A 16962-nucleotide genomic window follows, 5' to 3' on the forward strand; every position below is an offset into this window, starting at 1 on the left:
CGCATCGCCTCAGGCGATCGTGTTGACGATGCCGCCCTCGGCGCGCAGCGCAGCGCCGTTGGTCGCCGAGGCCTCCTTCGAGGCGACATAGACCACCATGTTGGCGATCTCGTCGACGCTGGCGAAGCGCTGCAGCAGCGAGCTCGGGCGATGCTGCCTGACGAAGTTGGCCGCGGCTTCGTCCACGGACTGGCCGCTCTGCCTGGCGAGATCCTTGACGAACGTCTCGACGCCCTCCGACATGGTCGGGCCCGGCAGCACGGAATTGACAGTGACGCCGGTGCCAGCGGTGAGCTGCGCCAGGCCGCGCGCAACGGAAAGCTGGGCCGTCTTGGTCATGCCATAGTGGATCATCTCGACGGGAATGTTGAGCCCGGACTCCGAGGAGATGAAGACGATGCGGCCCCAATTGCGCGCGAGCATGCCCTTCATATAGGCCCGCGACAGCCGCACGCCGCTCATCACATTGACCTCGAAGAAACGGCTCCAGTCCTCGTCGGGGATGTCGATGAAATCCTTGGGCTCGAAGATGCCGGCATTGTTGATGAGGATGTCGACCTCGGGCAGCGCCGCAACGAGTGCTTTGCAGCCTGCCGCGGTCGAGACGTCGGCCGCGATTCCGCGGACCTTGGCGCCCGTCCCTTCCAGCTTGCGCACCGCCGCATCGACCTTGTCCTGGCCGCGGCCGTTGATGACGACGCTGGCGCCCGAGGCGGCAAGGCCCTTGGCGATGGCATGGCCAATGCCGGCGGTCGAGCCGGTGACGAGGGCGGTCTTTCCGGAAAGGTCGATGTTCATGCGATATCTCCATGGATGTGGATGGAGATATCGGAAGCGGCTCCCTCAGCTGCAATCAGGACTCACTGACGCGTGAGGATTGTGAATGGTGGGCACGGCGCGCGAAGAGCGCGCGCCTTTGCCCACCCTACCGTTCCTACGCAACGAAAAAGCGGCGCCGAAGGCGCCGCTTTTGAAACTCCATGCCGGTCGGGCTTACGCCGCCTCGGCTTCCTTCTCCTGCACCGGGCCGGAATCCTGGCCCTTGGCATCGACGTCGCGATCGACGAACTCGATCACGGCCATCGCGGCGTTGTCGCCGTAGCGGAAGCCGGCCTTGATGATGCGGGTATAGCCGCCCTGGCGGTCCTTGTAGCGGGTCGCCAGCGTGTCGAAGAGCTTCTTGACCATGTCGACGTCGCGCAGCTCGGAGATGGCCTGACGGCGCAGCGACAGGCCGCCCTTCTTGCCGAGCGTGACGAGCTTCTCGACGATCGGGCGGAGCTCCTTGGCCTTGGGCAGCGTGGTGACGATCTGCTCGTGCTTGATCAGCGCGGCCGCCATGTTGGCGAACATCGCCTTGCGGTGCTCGGCCGTGCGGTTGAGCTTCCGATGAACCTTGCCGTGACGCATGTGTCTATTCCTTACGTATGAACTGCCGCGACGGTTCGTCGGACCAGTTGCTCAGGTGGGCTTCCTGCGTTCGCCCATAAAAATCGCGGCCAGATGTCTCCGGCCGCGACGGTGAAGTCGATCAGTAATGATCCTCGAAGCGCTTGGCGAGCTCGTCGATGTTCTCCGGCGGCCAGCCCGGCACTTCCATGCCGAGGTGCAGACCCATCTGGGCCAGCACTTCCTTGATCTCGTTCAGCGACTTGCGGCCGAAGTTCGGGGTGCGGAGCATTTCCGCCTCGCTCTTCTGCACGAGGTCGCCGATGTAGACGATGTTGTCGTTCTTCAGGCAGTTGGCCGAACGCACCGACAGCTCGAGCTCGTCCACCTTCTTGAGGAAGGCCGGGTTGAAGGCGAGGTCCGGGATGATCTCCTGGGCGACTTCCTTGCGCGGCTCTTCGAAGTTGACGAACACGTTGAGCTGATCCTGCAGGATGCGGGCAGCGTAAGCCACCGAGTCATCCGGCGTGATCGCGCCGTTGGTCTCGATCGTCATGGTCAGCTTGTCGTAGTCGAGGATCTGGCCCTCGCGGGTGTTCTCGACCTTGTAGGAGACCTTGCGGACCGGCGAGTACAGGCTGTCGACCGGGATCAGGCCGATCGGCGCGTCCTCGGGACGATTGCGCTCGGCGGGCACGTAGCCCTTGCCGGTCGAGACCGTGAACTCCATGCGGATCTCGGCGCCCTCGTCGAGCGTGCAGATCTGCAGATCGGGATTGAGCACGACCACATCGCCGACGGTCTGGATGTCGCCGGCGGTGACGACGCCCGGACCCTGCTTCTTCACGACCATGCGCTTGGGGCCTTCGCCCTGCATCTTGATCGAGATGTCCTTGATGTTCAGCACGATGTCGGTGACGTCCTCACGGACGCCCGCGATCGAGGAGAACTCGTGCAGCACGCCGTCGATGTGCACCGACTGCACGGCCGCGCCCTGAAGCGAGGAGAGCAGGATGCGGCGCAGCGCATTGCCGAGGGTCTGGCCGAAACCACGCTCGAGCGGCTCGGCGACGATGGTCGCAAAACGCGAGGGATCGCTGCCAGGCGTGACCTGGAGCTTGTTCGGCCGAATCAGTTCTTGCCAATTTTTCTGGATCGTCACTGTTTCACCCATACAGGCCAGTCGATTTGACGGTGCAAATACTGGCGTTGGAGAAAGGCCGCAGATCATTCCCGCGGCTTCTTGCAAAGTCACTGCGGGCGCCGATGCGCCCGCAGCTCGTCAAAAATCAAACGCGACGACGCTTGCGCGGACGGCAACCGTTGTGCGGGATCGTGGTCACGTCGCGGATCGAGGTGACGGTGAAGCCGGCGGCCTGGAGCGCGCGGAGCGCCGATTCGCGGCCCGAACCGGGACCGGCGACCTCGACTTCCAGCGTGCGCATGCCGTGCTCCTGCGCCTTCTTGGACACGTCCTCGGCGGCAACCTGCGCGGCGTACGGGGTCGACTTGCGCGAGCCCTTGAAGCCCATCGTGCCGGCCGAAGACCAGGCGATCGTGTTGCCCTGCGCGTCGGTGATGGTGATGGTCGTGTTGTTGAACGACGAGTTCACATGCGCGACGCCGGAGGCGATGTTCTTGCGCTCACGACGACGAACGCGGGTGGCTTCCTTGCCCATTGAGTCCCTTTCCTGAAGATCTCAAACGCCGCCGTAATGCCAGCGGCTACACCTGTGGAACGAAAAGCGCGTGGCGAACGGGCCTCCCCGCATCGCCACACGCCGTGACTGGATCCGAAAACTTACTTCTTCTTGCCGGCGATGGCCTTGGCCGGGCCCTTGCGCGTGCGCGCATTGGTGTGGGTCCGCTGACCGCGCACCGGCAGACCGCGACGATGACGCAGGCCGCGATAGCATCCGAGGTCCATCAGACGCTTGATGTTGATGCCGACCTCACGACGCAGGTCGCCCTCGACGAGATAGTCGCGGTCGATGACTTCGCGGATCTGGAGCACTTCGGCGTCGCTGAGCTGGTTGACGCGACGATCCACGGGGATCTTGACCTTCTCCAGGATCTCACCGGCGATCTTCTGACCGATGCCATGGATGTACTGGAGCGCGATCAGCACGCGCTTGTTGGTGGGAATGTTCACGCCGGCAATACGGGCCACGGCCTTCTCTCCTGTTGCCGACCCCTCGTCAGGAATCGGGCTTTAAGTGCTTGCGTTCTCGGGCAGGTGTTCACAAACGCGAACACGACGCCCACCCCCGGTCTTCCTGGGGCCCGGCATCGTCTGAAACTATCCGACTTGGATGCGGGGCTTATTAGGGGATTCCAGGGGCTTTCGTCAACCGCTGCTAGCGTTTGGCTCGCTTTTTCGTGACCTTTTTTGCAGCCTTTTTGGCACCCTTTTTGACGGCCTTCTTGGCGGTCTTCTTGGCTGCCTTTTTGACCGTCTTCTTGGCGGTTTTCTTGGCCTTTTTGGCGGTTTTGGCCGATTTGGCGGCCTTCTTGGCAGCCTTCGCCGGCTTTTGGGGCGATTTCTTCCCCGCCTTGGCCTTCTTGGCCGGCGCTGCCTTGGCGGCGCTCCGGGCATGCGTCTTGGGCTCGACCGCCCCCAGCGCCAGCAGCTGGCGGTGGATGGCGCGGGTGACCTCGTCGATGGCCATCATGCCGTCGATGGTCGAGAGCTTCCGACGCTCGGAATAGTAGTGAATCAGCGGTTCCGTCTGGCTGCGGTAGCTGGCCAGCCGCTTGGTCAGGACCTCCGGGGTGTCGTCGAGTCGGACCTCCTCGCCGCGCTCCCGCATCTGGGCGACGCGGGTCTCGACGCGGCTCAGAAGCGCGCTCTCGTTGACGCGGAGCTCGATCACGGCGTCGAGCTTGAGGTGCTTGCGCTTGAGCAGCTCGTCCAGCGCCTCGGCCTGCGGCACGGTGCGCGGAAAACCGTCGAGGATGAAACCGTTCTTGGCATCCGGCTGGTCGATGCGGTCGGAAATGATTCCCACCACGACGTCATCGGGCACGAGGCCGCCGCTGGCCATGATCTCCTTGGCCTTCAACCCGACCGGGGTGCCGGCCGCAACCGCGGCACGCAGCATCTCGCCGGTCGAGAGCTGGACGATGCCATAGCGCTGCACCAAGAGCTGGGCCTGAGTCCCCTTGCCCGACCCCGGCGGTCCCAGAAGTATAATTCTCATCGGCGTACGCCCCCCGGATTGGTGAGCGATACGTCGCGCACCTGTGCTTTGATATCAAGAGCGGTGCAAACCACAACCAGCGCCCCACCGCCATTGACGACCATACTATAAGGCAGCCCGATCCCGTAAAGCTCGAACACCTCCGGAATCAACTGCAACGCCGTCAGGTAGACGGCTCCGACGACTGTCGTCAATGACACCACGCGATCGAGATAGTCGGCCGTGGCTTCACCCCGAGCGACACCAGGAATGGTGCCGCCACGATCCGCCAGGGATTTGGCCGTGTGTTCGGGATCGACGACATAGGCGGTATAGACGAAGGCGAGCACGAACACGGCGATCGACACCAGAATAACGTGCACCGGCTGCCCGAGCTGGAGATGCCGGTAGGCCGCGGCGACGAGGGGATGATCGCTGCCCAGAAGGAAGCCTGCAAAGGCAAGCGGCAGATAGAATATCCACGGCGCTACGGTGACGGGAATCAGGAACCCGGCGCTGTTGAGCTTGATCGGCAGCATTGCATCGCGCACAGGCAGTTGCCGCGTGCCGACGCTGTGTGCGGCGAACTGGACCCGGATATTTCGCCGCGCGCCTTCGACAAGCACGATCACGACGACGGTCGCGATCCAGAACACGACATGGCCGAGCACAAGATTGCCCGAGATCGCCCCGCTCCGCACGAGATCCGCGATACCGGCAATGTTTTGCGGAATGGCGACGATGAAGCCCGCGCTCAAGATCAACGCCAAGCCATTGCCAATGCCGTAGCGGGTCATCTGTTCGCTGAGCCACACCAGCACGAAGACGCCGCCGACCATCGAGGCCGTAGCCGTCGTCACGAACCAGCCGTCGGGATTTTTGACCAGGCCCGGGATCGACGTCAGTGCCGAGGCGATGCCGTAGGCCTGAAAGGCCGCAAGCCCGAGTGTGAGACCGAGCGTGGCGCGCGCGATCTTGCGCTGTCCGCCCTCGCCCGACCGTTCGAGCGAATTCAGGCCGCGCCACACCACGGAGAGCAGCCGGATGAAGATTGCCGCAGTCAGATAGGGAATGAGGCCGAGCGCAAAGATCGAAAGCCGGGAGACGAGATCCAGCGTCGGCGAGACGTCGGAGAGATCCAGTCCCGGAATCGGGATCTGTGTGCCGAGCCTGAAAAGGAGCAGCGCGCCGATCGTGAAAGCGATTCGGCGCGCGAGCTCCCTGCTCATCTACGGCGGCCCCGCAGCTTGGACTTGCGGATCAGGCCTTCGTACTGGTGCGCCAGCAGATAGCCTTGCACCTGGGCCACCGTGTCCATGGTGACGCTGACGACGATCAAGAGCGAGGTGCCGCCGAAATAGAACGGCACCGAGGCGTAGGAGATCAGGATTTCCGGGATCAAGCAGACGATGGCGAGATAGATCGCGCCCAGCACGGTGATGCGCGACAGCACATAGTCGATGTATTCCGCGGTGCGCTCGCCCGGGCGAATGCCCGGAATGAAGCCGCCGTGCTTCTTCAGATTGTCCGCGGTCTCGGTCGGGTTGAACACGATCGCGGTGTAGAAGAAGGCGAAGAACACGATCAGCGCCAGATACATGATCAGGAACAGCGGGCGGCCATGGCCGAGCTGGGTGGTGATCCACTGGAACCACTCCGGCCCACTTCCCGTGTTGAAGTTCGCAACCGTGGTCGGCAGCAAGAGCAGCGAGGATGCGAAGATCGGCGGGATCACGCCGGAGGTGTTGAGCTTGAGCGGCAGATGCGAGGACTGGCCCTCGAACATCTTGTTGCCGACCTGGCGCTTCGGATACTGGATCAAGAGCCGGCGCTGGGCGCGCTCCATGAACACGATGAAGGCGATCACGGCGACGGCCATGACGATGACGACCAGGATCAGGCCGGTCGACATCGCGCCCTGACGGCCGAGCTCGAGCATGCCGGCGAGCGCCGCGGGCAGCTCGGCGACGATGCCGGCGAGAATGATCAGCGAGATACCGTTGCCGATGCCGCGCGAGGTGATCTGCTCGCCGAGCCACATCAGGAACATGGTGCCGCCGGTCAGCGTGATCGCCGTGGACAGGCGGAAGAACAAGCCGGGGTCGGCGACGACGTTGCCGGCGCCTTCGAGGCCCACCGCGATGCCGTAGGACTGGAACGCGGCCAGGATGACGGTCAGATAGCGCGTGTACTGGTTCAGCGTCTTGCGGCCGGCCTCACCTTCCTTCTTCAGGGCCTCGAGCTGCGGCGAGACGGTGGTGAGGAGCTGGATGATGATCGAGGCCGAGATGTACGGCATGATGTTCAGCGCGAAGATCGCCATGCGGTGGATGCCGCCGCCGGCGAACATGTTGAACATGCCGAGAATGCCGCCCGCCTGGGAGCGGAACACCTGCTCCCAGACGTTGGGATCGATGCCGGGCAGCGGGATGTAGGTCCCGAGCCGATAAACGAGCAGCGCACCCAGGGTGAACCAGATGCGCTTCTTCAGTTCGTCGGCCTTGGCAAACGCGCCGAAATTGAGATTGGCTGCCAGTTGTTCCGCTGCAGAGACCATCTTGGACTTTCTCCCGCCGCCTGTTGCGCCGTCATGCCCGCGGCCGGGCTAGTTTAGCGGACGCCGGACATTATCTGGGGCTCGGCTTCGATAAGTCCACGTCCCGCATGCGTAAAGGCCCGCGCGCCGCGGGCCAATGACGCAGTTGTTACGCCGCCTCGCCTTCTTCCTTGGGCTGGGCGAGGATCTTCACCGAGCCGCCGGCCTTCTCGACCGCCGCGATCGCGGTCTTGCTGGCGCCGTGCACTTCGATGTTGAGCTTGGACTTGAGCTCGCCACGGCCGAGCAGCCGCAGGCCGGCCTTGGCGCGGCGCAGCACGCCGCCCTTCACCAGGGCCTCGACGTTGACGACGCTGCCGGCGTCGATCTTCTTGGCATCGACCGCTTCCTGGAGCCGGTCGAGATTGATCTCGGCGAACTCGACGCGGAAGATGTTGTTGAAGCCGCGCTTGGGCAGACGGCGATGCATCGGCATCTGGCCGCCTTCGAAACCCTTGATGCGCACGCCCGAACGCGCGGTCTGGCCCTTGCCGCCGCGGCCGGACTGCTTGCCCTTGCCGGAACCGATGCCGCGGCCGACGCGCATACGCTTCTTGCGCGAGCCGGCGTTGTCGGCGATATCGCTGAGCTTCATCGCCCTTCTCCTTGTGTCTTGCGCACGATCTTCACCGAAAACCGCTTCCGGCTTTCCGGGACCGTCCGCCTTTGCTTACTTCTCGTCGATGATGCGGACGAGATGGTGAACTTTCTCGATCATGCCGCGGACCGCCGGGGTATCCGGCAGTTCGCTGGTGCGGCCGATCTTGTTGAGCTTGAGCCCGATCAGGGTCGAACGCTGCGAGTGATGGCGGCGGATCGCGCTGCCGGTCTGCTCGACCTTGATCGTCTTTGCGGCCTTGGCCATGGGAGTCTACTCCGAAAAGCTTCCGTTAGTCGGCGGCCGCCTCGGCATCGCCGCCGATACGACGGGACTGGAGGGTGGACACCTTGATGTTGCGGCGGGCTGCGACCGAACGCGGCGAATCCTGGTGCTTCAGCGCGTCGAAGGTCGCGCGCACCATGTTGTACGGGTTCGACGAGCCGATCGACTTCGCCACCACGTCCTGGACGCCGAGCGTCTCGAACACGGCGCGCATCGGGCCGCCGGCGATGATGCCGGTACCGGCCGGAGCTGCACGCAGGTAGACACGGCCCGCGCCATGACGGCCGGCGATGTCGTGATGGAGCGTACGGCCCTCGCGCAGCGACACCCGCGTCAGGTTGCGCTTGGCGGACTCGGTCGCCTTGCGGATCGCCTCAGGCACTTCGCGCGCCTTGCCGTGACCGAAGCCGGCGCGGCCCTTCTGGTCGCCGATCACGACCAGCGCTGCGAAACCGAAGCGCTTGCCGCCCTTGACGACCTTGGCCACGCGGTTGATGTGGACGAGCTTGTCGACGAACTCGCTGTCGCGCTCCTCGCGCTCCCTGCGTTCACGTCCGCCGCCGCGTTGATCGCGTCCACCACGTTGTTCGCGTTCAGCTGCCATGGTTTTTCCAATCCTTCAGAGGCTTGCGCCTCAATCCTCAAATTCTGTTAGAAGCTCAGCCCGCTCTCACGCGCCGCGTCGGCCAGAGCCTTGACGCGCCCGTGATAGAGATAGCTGCCGCGATCGAACACGACTTCCTTGACGCCCTTCTCGGCGGCGCGCTCGGCCAGCAACTTGCCGACCGCCTTCGCCGCATCGATGTCGGCGCCGGTCTTGCCGCCGTCGCGCATCGACTTCTCGAGCGACGAGGCAGAGGCCAGCGTCTCGCCCTTCAGGTCGTCGATGACCTGGGCGTAGATGTGCTTGGACGAGCGGAACACCGACAGGCGCGGACGGCCGCCGGCGGAACGGCGCAGCTTCAGCCGCACACTCCGCTTGCGCCGGGCATTCGTAACCTTGGCTTTGGACATGACCGGCTCCGTTACTTCTTCTTGCCTTCCTTGCGGAAGATGAATTCGCCAACATACTTCACGCCTTTGCCCTTGTAGGGCTCCGGCGGGCGATAGGAGCGGATCTCGGCGGCGACCTGGCCGACACGCTGGACGTCGCTGCCCGTCACCGTGATCTCGGTCGGCTTCGGCACGGTGATCGTGATCCCCTCGGGGATCGGATAGATCACGTCATGGCTGTAACCGAGCGCGAGCTGCAGATTCTTGCCCTGCATCGCGGCGCGATAGCCGACGCCGGTGATCTCGAGCTTCTTCTCGAAGCCCTTGGTGACGCCTTCGACCAGATTCGCGACCTGGGCGCGAGCGGTGCCGTACAGCGCCCGCGCGCGGTTGGTCTCAGCGCGCGGCTTGACCTTGACCTGGCCGTTCTCGAGCTTCACCTCGACGTCGTCATGAACGACGAACTGAAGCTGGCCCTTCGGCCCCTTCATCTTGACGGTCTGCCCATCGACGGTCGCGGTCACACCCGACGGAACCGCCACAGGCCTTTTGCCAACTCGTGACATGGATGAAAAATCCTTCTCAGAACACCGTGAAGAGGACTTCACCGCCCACATTCGCGTCGCGCGCGCTGTGGTCGGCCATGATCCCCTTCGGCGTCGACAACACCGAAATGCCGAGACCGTTATTCACCCGCGGCAGGTTCTTCACCGAGGCGTAAACACGGCGCCCGGGCTTGGAGACACGTTCGATCTCGCGGATGACGGGCTCGCCGTCGAAATACTTCAGCTCGATCTCGATCTCGCTGCGGCCCGAGGAGTGCTCGAGCGTGGCGTAGCCGCGGATGTAGCCCTCGGACTTGAGGACCTCGAGCACGTTCTCGCGCATCTTCGAACCAGGCGTGGAGACCTTGGTCTTGGAGCGCATCTGCGCGTTGCGGATACGGGTGATCAGATCGCTGATTGGATCGTGCGTAGACATCTAAACGACCCTCCTTACCAGCTGGACTTCACGAGGCCCGGGACCATGCCCTTGGAGCCAAGTTCGCGCAGCGCGATACGGGACAGCTTGTTCTTGCGATAGTTCGAGCGCGGACGGCCCGACAGCTCGCAGCGCAGGCGGATGCGGGTCGCCGACGAGTTGCGCGGCATTTCCGCCAGCTTCAGGGTCGCGGCGAACCGCTCCTCCATCGGCAGCGTCTTGTCGGCGATGATCGCCTTCAACCGCTCGCGCTTGGCGGCGGCGTTCTTCACCATCCGCTTGCGCCGGTTGTTCTTCTCGACTGAACTCTTCTTTGCCATGCTTGGCTCCTGGGTATCCGCGTTTGAGAGGCTCTAAGTCAGCGTCTCACTGCCGGAACGGGAAATTGAAAGCGGTCAACAAGGCCCTCGCCTCTTCGTCGGTCTTGGCCGTGGTGCAGACGGTGATGTCCATACCGCGGGCTTCCGTAACCTTGTCGAAGTCGATCTCGGGGAAAATGATGTGCTCCTTGATGCCGAGCGAGTAGTTGCCGCGGCCGTCGAAGCTCTTCGGGTTCAGGCCGCGGAAGTCGCGCACGCGCGGCAGCGCAACGTTCACCAGGCGATCGATGAACTCGTACATGCGGGCCTTGCGCAGCGTGACCTTGCAGCCGATCGGCTGGTTCTCACGCAGCTTGAAGGTCGCGATCGCGATGCGCGAATAGGTCACGATCGCCTTCTGGCCGGCGATCTGGGTCAATTCGGCAGCGGCGGTCTCGGCCTTCTTGCGGTCGTTGACGGAATCGCCAACGCCCATGTTCAGCACGACCTTGTCCAGGCGCGGAACCTGCATGACGTTCTCGTAACCGAACTTCTCGGTCAGAGCCGTGCGGATCTTCGCGTCATATTCCGCGCGCAGGCGCGGCGTGTAAGCGGCCTCAGCCATCGATCTCAGCTCCCGAGCTCTTGGCGATGCGGACCTTCTTGCCGTCCGCCAGAATCTTGAATCCGACGCGGGTCGGCTTTCCGTCCTTGCCGACATACGCGATGTTGGACAGTTGGATCGGCGCCTCTTTCGAGATGATGCCGCCCTCCTGGGCCTGCGTCTGCTTCTGATGACGCTTGACCATGTTGATGCCGCGCACCAGCGCGGTGCCGGCGTCGGGGCGAACCTCGAACACTTCGCCGGTGCGGCCCTTGTCGCGGCCGGTCAGCACGACGACCTTGTCGCCCTTGCGGATCTTCGCAGCCATCACAGCACCTCCGGCGCGAGCGAGATGATCTTCATGTGGTTCTTGGCGCGCAGCTCGCGCGGCACGGGCCCGAAGATACGGGTGCCGACCGGCTCGGACTGGTTGTTGATCAGCACGGCGGCGTTGCGGTCGAAGCGGATGACCGAGCCGTCGGCGCGGCGGATGTCCTTGCGGACGCGCACCACGACGGCCTTCATCACGTCGCCCTTCTTCACCTTGCCACGCGGAATGGCTTCCTTGATCGACACGACGATGATGTCGCCGATCGTGGCGTAGCGGCGCTTGGAGCCCCCGAGCACCTTGATACACATGACACGGCGTGCGCCAGAATTGTCGGCCACGTCGAGGTTGGTCTGCATCTGAATCATTGATGCACCTCGTCCTCTTTCTCTTTGCGCCAGCCCAGCCGGCGCTCAACATTTCCCTGAAGTCAGTCGGCTAAAGCCAACAGATCAGGCGCTTTTCTTGTGTTCGCCCCGGATCACGACCCAGCGCTTCAACTTCGAAATCGGCTTGGTTTCCTCGATCCACACCATGTCGCCCGGCTTGAACTGATTGCTCTCGTCGTGCGCGTGGTAGTTCTTGGAACGGCGGATCGTCTTCTTGTAGATCGGGTGCGTGAAGCGGCGGTCGACGCGCACCACGATGGTCTTGGCTTGCTTGTCGCTGACGACCACGCCCTGCAAAGTACGTTTCGGCATCTTCGTAAGCCTCTTACTTCTTCTTCGCGCGCGTCTGCGCGGCGATGGTCTTGATCCGGGCGATGTCACGGCGGGCCTCGCGCAGGCGCGAGGTGTTCTCGAGCTGCCCGGTGGCGCGCTGGAAGCGCAGGTTGAAGCGCTCCTTCTTCAGGTTCAGGATGGCCTCATCCTGCTGGTCGGGGCTCATCGCGCGGATGTCTTCGATCTTCATCTGGGCCATGGCCATTACTCCGCAATGCGCTCGACGAAGCGCGTCTTGATCGGCAGCTTGGCGGCCGCCAGGGTCAGCGCCTCACGCGCCGTCTGGGTGTTGACGCCGTCGATCTCGAACAGCACCCGGCCCGGCTTGACGCGCGCGACCCACAATTCCGGCGAACCCTTGCCGGAGCCCATGCGGACTTCGGCCGGCTTCTTCGACACCGGAACGTCGGGGAACACGCGGATCCAGACGCGGCCGGCGCGCTTCATGTGGCGGGTCAGCGCGCGGCGGGCGGCTTCGATCTGGCGCGCGGTGACGCGCTCAGGCTCGGTCGCCTTCAGGCCGAACTGGCCGAACGCCAACGTCGCGCCCGAAGACGCAACGCCGTGGATGCGGCCCTTATGCGCCTTCCGGAACTTCGTTTTCTTAGGTTGCATCATGGCTTTAAGCCCTCAAATTCCTGTCTGGCTTTAGGCAGCGGCCGTCTCGCGGCGCTGACGGCCACCGCGATCGCCACTGCCGCCGGTCTCGCCTTCGGCCATTCTCTTGTCCTGGGCCATCGGATCGTGCTCGAGGATCTCGCCCTTGAAGATCCAGACCTTGACGCCGCAGGTGCCGAAGGTCGTGAACGCCGTCGCAACGCCGTAGTCGATGTCGGCACGCAACGTGTGCAGCGGCACGCGGCCTTCGCGGTACCACTCCATGCGCGCGATTTCCGCACCGCCCAGACGACCCGAGCAGTTGATGCGGATGCCTTCCGCGCCGAGACGCATCGCCGACTGCACGGCGCGCTTCATGGCACGGCGGAAAGCCACGCGGCGCTCGAGCTGCTGCGCGATCGACTCGGCCACCAGCGTCGCATCGAGCTCCGGCTTGCGGATTTCGACGATGTTGATGACGACGTCGGACGAGGTGATGTCCGCGACCTTCTTGCGCAACTTGTCGATGTCGGCGCCCTTCTTGCCGATCACCACGCCCGGACGGGCCGAGTGGATGGTGACGCGGCACTTCTTGTGCGGACGCTCGATCACGATGCGGGCGACGGCCGCCTGCTTGAGCTCCTTGTGCAGGATCTCACGGATCTTGACGTCCTCGTGCAGCAGCTTGCCGTATTCCTGCTTGCCGGCGAACCAGCGGGAATCCCAGGTCCGGTTGATGCCGAGGCGCAGACCGATCGGATTGATCTTTTGACCCATCGTGTTCTCCTGCGCCCTTAAGCGGCGGCTTCAGCTTCGACCTGACGAACGATGATCGTCAGCTGCGAAAACGGTTTGTAGACACGGCCCGAGCGGCCACGGCCGCGGGCGGCGAAGCGCTTCATCACGAGGCCGTTGCCGACGAAGGCCTGCGCCACGACGAGATCGTCGACGTCGAGGTCGTGGTTGTTCTCGGCGTTGGCGATCGCCGATTCCAGGCACTTCTTCACGTCGACCGCGATCCGCTTGCGCGAAAACTGCAGGTCGGCGAGCGCGGCAGACGCCTTCCGGCCGCGAATGAGCTGGGCGACCAGGTTGAGCTTCTGCGGGCTCACCCGCAGCATCCGGGCGACCGCCTTGGCCTCGTTCTCGGCGAGGCTCCGTTCGCGCTTAGGTTTGCTCATCGTTTAATCCTCAAGCCTTCTTGGCTTTCTTGTCGCCGGAGTGGCCATGGAAGGTCCGGGTCGGCGAGAACTCGCCGAACTTGTGACCGACCATTTCCTCGTTCACGGCCACCGGCACGTGCTTCTGACCGTTGTAGACGCCGAAGGTCAGACCGACGAATTGCGGCAGGATCGTCGAGCGACGGCTCCAGATCTTGATGACGTCGTGACGGCCGGACGCGCGCGCGGCATCTGCCTTCTTGAGCAGAGAACCCTCGACGAACGGGCCTTTCCAGACTGAACGAACCATGTCCGGCGTTCCTTACTTCTTCCGCTTGTGGCGGCTTAGGAGAATGAATTTGTTGGTCGACTTGTTGGAGCGGGTCTTCTTGCCCTTGGTCGGCTTGCCCCACGGAGTGACCGGGTGACGACCGCCCGAGGTACGACCTTCACCACCGCCGTGCGGATGGTCGATCGGGTTCATCGAAACACCGCGGTTATGCGGCTTGCGGCCCAGCCAACGGTTGCGGCCGGCCTTGCCGATCGAGGTGTTCATGTGATCCGGGTTCGACACCGCGCCGATCGTGCCGCGGCAACGGCCGTGCACCAGGCGCTGCTCGCCCGAATTCAGGCGGATGATGACGTAGTCCTGATCGCGGCCGACGAGCTGGGCATAGGTCCCCGCGGAACGGGCCAGCTGGCCACCCTTCCCGATCTTGACCTCGATGTTGTGGATGATCGTGCCGACCGGCATGTTGCCGAGCGGCATGACGTTGCCCGGCTTCACGTCGACATAGTTCCCGGCCACGATGGTGTCGCCCACGGCCAGACGCTGCGGCGCCAGAATATAGGCCTGCTCGCCGTCCTGGTACTTGATCAGCGCGATGAACGCAGTGCGGTTCGGATCGTATTCCAGCCGCTCGACCGTCGCGGGCGCATCGACCTTGTCGCGCTTGAAGTCGACGAGGCGCAGCGTCTGCTTGTGACCGCCGCCGCGGAAGCGCACGGTGATGCGACCGGTGTTGTTGCGACCGCCCGAGGACTTCTTGCCTTCGGTGAGCGCCTTGACCGGCTTGCCCTTGTACAGGGCCGAACGATCGACCATGACCAGCTGGCGCTGGCCCGGCGTCGTGGGATTGAATGTCTTCAGTGCCATCGTCGTACGACCTTACAGACCGGTGGTGACGTCGATCCGGTGACCCTCTTCGAGGGTCACGATCGCGCGTTTGCTGTTCGACTGCGAGCCGATGGTGCCGCGGAAGGCCTTGACCTTGCCCTTGCGGACCAGCGTGTTGACGCTCTTGACCTTGACGTCGAACAGCTTCTCGATCGCTTCCTTGATCTGCGGCTTGGTTGCCTTGGCGGCCACCTTGAACAGCACCTTGTTGTGCTCCGAAGCGATCGTCGCCTTTTCGGTCACGACCGGCGACAGGATCACGTCGTAGTGGCGAGGCTCGATGTTCTTGCTCATTTGAAGCGCGCCTCCAGCGCATCGATGGCGGCCTTGGTCAGAACGAGCTTCTGACGGCGCAGGATGTCATAGACGTTGATGCCCTGGATCGGCAGCACGTCCATGTTCGGGATGTTGCGGGCCGCAGCGGCGAAGCCGTTGTTGAGCTCGGCACCGTCGATGATCAGCGCGTTGGTGAGGCCGAGGCCCGAGAAGTGGCCGAGCAGCGCCTTGGTCTTGGCGGCTTCCAGCGCGGCCTTCTCGATCACGACGAGATCGCCGTCCTTGGCCTTGGCCGAGAGCGCATGCTTCAGTGCGAGCGCACGGACCTTCTTCGGCAGGTCGGTGGCGTGCGAACGCACCACCGGACCGAAGGCACGACCGCCGCCGCGGAACTGCGGCACGCGGGCCGAGCCGTGACGAGCACCGCCGGTGCCCTTCTGCTTGTACATCTTCTTACCGGTGCGCCAGATCTCGGCGCGGCCCTTGGCCTTGTGCGTGCCGGCCTGGCGCTTGTTGAGCTGCCACTGCACGCAGCGCGCGATGATGTCCTCGCGCGGCTCGAGACCGAAAATGGCGTCGGACAGCTGGACGGAGCCGGCTTCCTTACCTTCGAGGGTGGTGACCTTCAATTCCATCTCACGCCTCCTGCGCAGCCGGAGCGGCTTCCGCGTCGCCAGCAACCTTGAACTTGCCGGGCTTCGGAGCTTCCTTCGGCAGCGGCTTCTTGACGGCGTCGCGCACGCGGATCCAGCCGCCCTTGGAGCCGGGAACGGCGCCCTCGACGAGGATCAGGCCACGCTCGACATCGGTCTGGACGACGCGAAGGTTGAGCGTGGTGATGCGGTCGACACCCATGTGGCCGGGCATCTTCTTGTTCTTCCAGGTCTTGCCGGGGTCCTGACGGCCACCAGTCGAACCGATCGAGCGGTGCGAGATCGACACACCGTGCGTGGCGCGCAGACCGCCGAAGTTCCAGCGCTTCATGCCGCCGGCGAAGCCCTTACCGACCGAGGTGCCGGTGACGTCGACGAACTGACCGACGACGAAGTGGTCAGCCTGGATCTCAGCGCCGACCGGGATCATGGCGTCCGCGGTGACGCGGAATTCCTCGACCCGGCGCTTCGGCTCGACCTTGGCGACCGCGAACTGGCCGCGCTCGGCCTTCGGCATGTAAACGGTCTTGCGGCTGCCCGAACCGAGCTGGAGCGCGACGTAACCGTTCTTCTCTTCGGTGCGGTGGCCTACGACCTGGCAATTGCCGAGCTTCAGCACGGTCACGGGGATATGTTCGCCGGCCTCCGTGAAGACCCGCGTCATCCCGACCTTTTGTGCGATCACTCCGGAGCGCATCGGCTTGCTTCCTGTTCTCTTTGTCCGCTTTTGGCGAACGGGATCCAAAATCTTAGAGCTTGATCTCGACGTCGACACCGGCGGCCAGGTCGAGCTTCATCAAAGCATCGACGGTCTGCGGGGTCGGATCGACGATGTCGAGCAGGCGCTTGTGAGTGCGCATCTCGAACTGTTCGCGGCTCTTCTTGTCGACGTGGGGCGAACGGTTGACGGTGAACTTCTCGATGCGGGTGGGCAGCGGAATGGGTCCGCGGACCTGCGCGCCGGTGCGCTTCGCCGTGTTCACGATCTCGCGGGTCGACGTATCGAGGATACGATGGTCGAACGCCTTGAGACGGATACGAATGTTTTGGCCGTTCATTGCCGTGGTCTCTCTTCAGTGGGTGGCGAATAGCGAATAGCGAATGTCACCATTCGCTACTCGCCGT

The 16962-nt window shown here is 63.8% G+C and carries 29 protein-coding genes; all 29 read right to left on the reverse strand.

Translation table 11 applies throughout. From position 1 onward, the window contains the following. Positions 1-9: 9 nt before the first annotated feature. The 29 genes from N2602_RS24520 to rpsJ all read right to left on the reverse strand — a co-directional run bounded on the left by N2602_RS24520 (position 10) and on the right by rpsJ (position 16895). Positions 10-798 (reverse strand): SDR family NAD(P)-dependent oxidoreductase, encoded by a 789-nt coding sequence (locus N2602_RS24520; RefSeq protein WP_260379727.1) that lies wholly within the window; start codon positions 796-798, stop codon positions 10-12. 195 nt (positions 799-993) lie between these two features. Continuing rightward, the gene (gene rplQ / locus N2602_RS24525) at positions 994-1410 is read right to left on the reverse strand and encodes a 50S ribosomal protein L17 (RefSeq protein WP_025036979.1); all 417 of its coding nucleotides are present in this window, start codon (positions 1408-1410) and stop codon (positions 994-996) included. Positions 1411-1531: 121 nt separating this feature from the next. Beyond that, entirely contained in the window at positions 1532-2563 is a 1032-nt protein-coding gene (locus N2602_RS24530; protein ID WP_029674561.1) for a DNA-directed RNA polymerase subunit alpha, read from the reverse strand. A gap of 115 nt (positions 2564-2678) precedes the next feature. Beyond that, a complete protein-coding gene (rpsK, locus tag N2602_RS24535) occupies positions 2679-3068 on the reverse strand; it encodes a 30S ribosomal protein S11 (RefSeq protein WP_007603045.1) in 390 nt (129 codons plus the stop codon). Positions 3069-3190: 122 nt separating this feature from the next. After that, a complete protein-coding gene (gene rpsM, locus N2602_RS24540; RefSeq protein ID WP_008549231.1) occupies positions 3191-3559 on the reverse strand; it encodes a 30S ribosomal protein S13 in 369 nt (122 codons plus the stop codon). Positions 3560-3746: 187 nt separating this feature from the next. Further along, positions 3747-4589: an adenylate kinase gene (locus tag N2602_RS24545; RefSeq protein ID WP_172783205.1), complete on the reverse strand. Its 843-nt coding sequence runs from the start codon at positions 4587-4589 to the stop codon at positions 3747-3749. Next, complete coding sequence (locus N2602_RS24550; RefSeq protein WP_260379728.1) at positions 4586-5797, reverse strand: preprotein translocase subunit SecY; 1212 nt, start codon at positions 5795-5797, stop codon at positions 4586-4588. The genes N2602_RS24545 and N2602_RS24550 overlap by 4 nt, the downstream gene beginning before the upstream one ends. Next, positions 5794-7125, reverse strand: coding sequence for a preprotein translocase subunit SecY (gene secY / locus N2602_RS24555; RefSeq protein ID WP_172783203.1), 1332 nt, complete (start codon positions 7123-7125; stop codon positions 5794-5796). Before secY ends, N2602_RS24550 begins: the two co-directional genes overlap by 4 nt. Positions 7126-7273: 148 nt before the next feature. Then, entirely contained in the window at positions 7274-7759 is a 486-nt protein-coding gene (gene rplO / locus N2602_RS24560; RefSeq protein WP_025036983.1) for a 50S ribosomal protein L15, read from the reverse strand. A gap of 75 nt (positions 7760-7834) precedes the next feature. After that, positions 7835-8029, reverse strand: a complete 195-nt coding sequence (rpmD, locus tag N2602_RS24565) for a 50S ribosomal protein L30 (protein ID WP_025036984.1) — start codon at positions 8027-8029, stop codon at positions 7835-7837. Between the two features lie 25 nt (positions 8030-8054). Further along, on the reverse strand, positions 8055-8651 hold the full coding sequence (rpsE, locus tag N2602_RS24570; protein ID WP_014494507.1) for a 30S ribosomal protein S5: 597 nt from the start codon (positions 8649-8651) through the stop codon (positions 8055-8057). A 47-nt stretch (positions 8652-8698) separates the two neighbouring features. Next, on the reverse strand, positions 8699-9061 hold the full coding sequence (gene rplR / locus N2602_RS24575) for a 50S ribosomal protein L18 (RefSeq protein WP_024342458.1): 363 nt from the start codon (positions 9059-9061) through the stop codon (positions 8699-8701). Between the two features lie 11 nt (positions 9062-9072). Then, the gene (rplF, locus tag N2602_RS24580) at positions 9073-9606 is read right to left on the reverse strand and encodes a 50S ribosomal protein L6 (protein WP_172783202.1); all 534 of its coding nucleotides are present in this window, start codon (positions 9604-9606) and stop codon (positions 9073-9075) included. 16 nt (positions 9607-9622) lie between these two features. Beyond that, positions 9623-10021: a 30S ribosomal protein S8 gene (rpsH, locus tag N2602_RS24585; RefSeq protein WP_018322269.1), complete on the reverse strand. Its 399-nt coding sequence runs from the start codon at positions 10019-10021 to the stop codon at positions 9623-9625. A gap of 14 nt (positions 10022-10035) precedes the next feature. Next, complete coding sequence (gene rpsN, locus N2602_RS24590) at positions 10036-10341, reverse strand: 30S ribosomal protein S14 (protein ID WP_028137018.1); 306 nt, start codon at positions 10339-10341, stop codon at positions 10036-10038. A 46-nt stretch (positions 10342-10387) separates the two neighbouring features. Beyond that, entirely contained in the window at positions 10388-10945 is a 558-nt protein-coding gene (gene rplE / locus N2602_RS24595) for a 50S ribosomal protein L5 (protein WP_025036988.1), read from the reverse strand. After that, entirely contained in the window at positions 10938-11252 is a 315-nt protein-coding gene (gene rplX / locus N2602_RS24600) for a 50S ribosomal protein L24 (protein ID WP_011088142.1), read from the reverse strand. The genes rplE and rplX overlap by 8 nt, the downstream gene beginning before the upstream one ends. Next, positions 11252-11620 carry a 50S ribosomal protein L14 gene (rplN, locus tag N2602_RS24605; RefSeq protein WP_007603030.1) on the reverse strand — a complete coding sequence of 123 codons (369 nt, stop codon included), beginning with the start codon at positions 11618-11620 and terminating at the stop codon, positions 11252-11254. Before rplN ends, rplX begins: the two co-directional genes overlap by 1 nt. Positions 11621-11704: 84 nt before the next feature. Further along, the gene (gene rpsQ, locus N2602_RS24610) at positions 11705-11953 is read right to left on the reverse strand and encodes a 30S ribosomal protein S17 (protein ID WP_024342452.1); all 249 of its coding nucleotides are present in this window, start codon (positions 11951-11953) and stop codon (positions 11705-11707) included. 13 nt (positions 11954-11966) lie between these two features. Further along, positions 11967-12173: a 50S ribosomal protein L29 gene (rpmC, locus tag N2602_RS24615; protein WP_025036989.1), complete on the reverse strand. Its 207-nt coding sequence runs from the start codon at positions 12171-12173 to the stop codon at positions 11967-11969. Positions 12174-12178: 5 nt separating this feature from the next. Continuing rightward, complete coding sequence (gene rplP, locus N2602_RS24620) at positions 12179-12592, reverse strand: 50S ribosomal protein L16 (protein ID WP_008136349.1); 414 nt, start codon at positions 12590-12592, stop codon at positions 12179-12181. Positions 12593-12622: 30 nt separating this feature from the next. Further along, positions 12623-13348: a 30S ribosomal protein S3 gene (gene rpsC, locus N2602_RS24625; RefSeq protein WP_061876881.1), complete on the reverse strand. Its 726-nt coding sequence runs from the start codon at positions 13346-13348 to the stop codon at positions 12623-12625. Positions 13349-13365: 17 nt separating this feature from the next. Further along, the gene (rplV, locus tag N2602_RS24630; RefSeq protein WP_024342451.1) at positions 13366-13752 is read right to left on the reverse strand and encodes a 50S ribosomal protein L22; all 387 of its coding nucleotides are present in this window, start codon (positions 13750-13752) and stop codon (positions 13366-13368) included. A 10-nt stretch (positions 13753-13762) separates the two neighbouring features. Further along, positions 13763-14041 (reverse strand): 30S ribosomal protein S19, encoded by a 279-nt coding sequence (gene rpsS, locus N2602_RS24635; RefSeq protein WP_008136357.1) that lies wholly within the window; start codon positions 14039-14041, stop codon positions 13763-13765. 12 nt (positions 14042-14053) lie between these two features. Continuing rightward, the gene (gene rplB / locus N2602_RS24640) at positions 14054-14887 is read right to left on the reverse strand and encodes a 50S ribosomal protein L2 (RefSeq protein ID WP_172783201.1); all 834 of its coding nucleotides are present in this window, start codon (positions 14885-14887) and stop codon (positions 14054-14056) included. A gap of 12 nt (positions 14888-14899) precedes the next feature. Continuing rightward, positions 14900-15202, reverse strand: coding sequence for a 50S ribosomal protein L23 (locus N2602_RS24645; protein WP_025036992.1), 303 nt, complete (start codon positions 15200-15202; stop codon positions 14900-14902). Then, positions 15199-15819, reverse strand: a complete 621-nt coding sequence (gene rplD, locus N2602_RS24650) for a 50S ribosomal protein L4 (RefSeq protein WP_018647243.1) — start codon at positions 15817-15819, stop codon at positions 15199-15201. Before rplD ends, N2602_RS24645 begins: the two co-directional genes overlap by 4 nt. A 1-nt stretch (position 15820) precedes the next feature. Beyond that, on the reverse strand, positions 15821-16534 hold the full coding sequence (gene rplC, locus N2602_RS24655; protein WP_025036993.1) for a 50S ribosomal protein L3: 714 nt from the start codon (positions 16532-16534) through the stop codon (positions 15821-15823). Between the two features lie 52 nt (positions 16535-16586). Then, positions 16587-16895 (reverse strand): 30S ribosomal protein S10, encoded by a 309-nt coding sequence (gene rpsJ / locus N2602_RS24660; RefSeq protein ID WP_002712302.1) that lies wholly within the window; start codon positions 16893-16895, stop codon positions 16587-16589. Positions 16896-16962: the final 67 nt, after the last annotated feature.

The organism is Bradyrhizobium sp. NC92, assembly GCF_025200865.1.
Lineage (GTDB): Bacteria > Pseudomonadota > Alphaproteobacteria > Rhizobiales > Xanthobacteraceae > Bradyrhizobium.